The 2,316-nt window shown below is 31.4% G+C and carries 3 protein-coding genes; all 3 read right to left on the reverse strand.

What is annotated here, in order from left to right:
* Nucleotides 1-491: 491 nt before the first annotated feature.
* Complete coding sequence (locus ACOYLP_RS11740; RefSeq protein WP_422856355.1) at nt 492-1,247, reverse strand: hypothetical protein; 756 nt, start codon at nt 1,245-1,247, stop codon at nt 492-494.
* Nucleotides 1,237-1,857 carry a glycosyltransferase family A protein gene (locus ACOYLP_RS11745; RefSeq protein WP_422856356.1) on the reverse strand — a complete coding sequence of 207 codons (621 nt, stop codon included), beginning with the start codon at nt 1,855-1,857 and terminating at the stop codon, nt 1,237-1,239. The genes ACOYLP_RS11740 and ACOYLP_RS11745 overlap by 11 nt, the downstream gene beginning before the upstream one ends.
* Nucleotides 1,858-1,968: 111 nt before the next feature.
* The gene (locus ACOYLP_RS11750) at nt 1,969-2,217 is read right to left on the reverse strand and encodes an SMI1/KNR4 family protein (protein WP_422856357.1); all 249 of its coding nucleotides are present in this window, start codon (nt 2,215-2,217) and stop codon (nt 1,969-1,971) included.
* Nucleotides 2,218-2,316 lie beyond the last annotated feature (99 nt).

The raw sequence follows: 2,316 nt of genomic DNA on the forward strand, positions 1-2,316 counted from the left end.
TAACGTTTTTGGGCTTGGCGAAGGTGGGGTTTAGAAAGTACTAAAGTTCAAATTTAGTACAAAAGCAAATAGAAAGTACAAATGTTCAGCCTAGTAATAAAGCCCCACTTTTGCCAAACCCGTGTTGGTGGCAGTATGTTTTGTCTTATACTTGAATAGTTCCGTCTGTCTACCATTTGATAATAATTGTCAAGTCAGGCGCCACCAAAGTCCTGCTATCATTTTCGTGATTCCAATTAAATATATCATATCTATCAAACCTACTGCTAATTGTCACGAAACTAAATAAGTCTCCATTTCCTGCATCAGAAAAGCAAAACAGTTACTTGCAATACAAGACACACAGGCATACCAAATATTAGTCACACACGGTATATAAGCCCAAGGACTGTGGTATATAACTTAAACGGGTGGGTTCGTTCATTAATAAATGCCAAGCAAAGCTGTGCCGCAAAATATGCACTGTTTCTAATATTTATATTCTGAAGTGTTTATTTGTGTTTAAACCAACAGGAGAAATCGTTTGAATAACTTTTGAATTCAGTATTTACAGGATTACCATGTATTATTTTATGATGATAACGTGATCTTGCTAAGTAGTTAAATGCTCCCATATCTCCAGTATAATTGGTGTCATTATCTAAATTGTATTCTTGATGAATTGTTTTCAATTCTTCAATAAAAGGGTGAATAATAGAAATATGTCCCCCAATTATTCCACAGTTTAGTAAGGTTTCATTTTTGAAATTAGTTTCATATAAAGCATAATCTGGTATTTTACTTCGTAAGTGATTGGAATGGTTTTGCATCCATTCATTATCAAGAATTTCTCTTTCATCTCCGCAAAAAATACTCGTAGGGTTGTCGAGATATATTTTCTCTTGAAATGGATTTTTATTTACAACCACATCAGAAATGTCTGTAAAAAAGATATTTTTAATTAAATGAGCGTATGATTTTAAGAATGCTTCATATACAAAGTACCTAAATACATTAGGATTGTACAGAGAATTATAGTCAATTTTTACAAAACAAATGTTATCACTTTGATGCAATTTGCATGTTTCTTCTGAAAAATTATTGTGAAAAATAATCCCATGTAACTGCAAGGCTTTAATAGATCTTGCCCAATCAGCAACCATTGAAAAATCGTCGTTTGCTAAAGTGGTGTTTCTATTCACATCATAGATACCAGTGATATGTGAAGCAACAATAAGATTGTTATGAATTTTGAAATCAATTATCAAGTGCTACCGTTGTTTTAAATTTTGCAGTCAAACTATCCAAATTATTTCTGTAATAAACATAGGTTCTTAAATCTAGTTTCTTTACAGCAAATTTCTGCGCAGCTCTTTGGAAAAAATGGGCATCTGCGCCATAAATATTCTGAAAGTTAAGCATTGTAAATACTTCTTTTTTACCAAATAGAGTAGCAAATAAAATACAATTATCGACATGTATTACTTGCTTGTTATCAAAACGGTCTGGAACATAATAATCAGATTCCTGATTAACAATAGTTTCGGTTGTTGAAGCAATTAAATCGAGCGATTTTATTTCTGATAAACAAGTACTCAAATGATTGGGTTTGTACTCATCATCTGCATCAATCACAGTAATATATTCGCTATTGCTAATGAGCATACCTCTGTTGATTGATTCTGACTGACTGCGATTTTTATGACGCAAATAGGTTATTTTATCTTCATGCTTGAGGGCATAATTTAAAATATCTTGCTGGGTATTATTATTGCTACCGTCATCAATGATAATCAACTCAAAATCTTGAAAATCTTGAATTAATACTGAATCTATTGCTCTTTTTATCAGTGGAAATGATGTGTTATAAACAGACATTATTACTGAAATCTTATTTCTAAAATACATATATCAGTTAGTAAAAATATCCCGCAATTTACTACATTTAGTTGTTATGTTTGTAGAGTTAGCATTAAATAAGTCTCCATTTCATGCGTCCGAGAAGAAAAATAGTTGGTTAAAAGACATATAAATACTCTTATAGTTAGAATCGCTAAGATAGTCTTTGTTTGTTTCTATTACTCTGTCCATTGTCCATATAAGTTCTCCAAATTCTTGTCCGTTTGAGAGTTCACAAATCCCGTTTGTTTGTCTATATAATTCTTCTAACTCATTAGGTAAATCTATTAGTCCAAATTGTGTTTTTAAGTCTACAAGTGAACTTACTGATACAGGCAAGTTGAAAGCAAAACTTGTTACTTTGTCATGATTGTTAAGTCTTTTTGTTATGTATTCTTTCCAGTCTATTTAGAAGTTTTTTGAATATTGCCACTAACG

Origin of the sequence: Flavobacterium sp. (assembly GCF_049318325.1) — a bacterium.
In the GTDB taxonomy this organism is placed as follows: Bacteria; Bacteroidota; Bacteroidia; order Flavobacteriales; family Flavobacteriaceae; genus Flavobacterium.

Excerpts from the sequence above, each read along its gene's own strand:
- ACOYLP_RS11745 (WP_422856356.1), bottom strand. The coding sequence starts at position 1,857 with ATGTCTGTTTATAACACATCATTTCCACTGATAAAAAGAGCAATAGAT.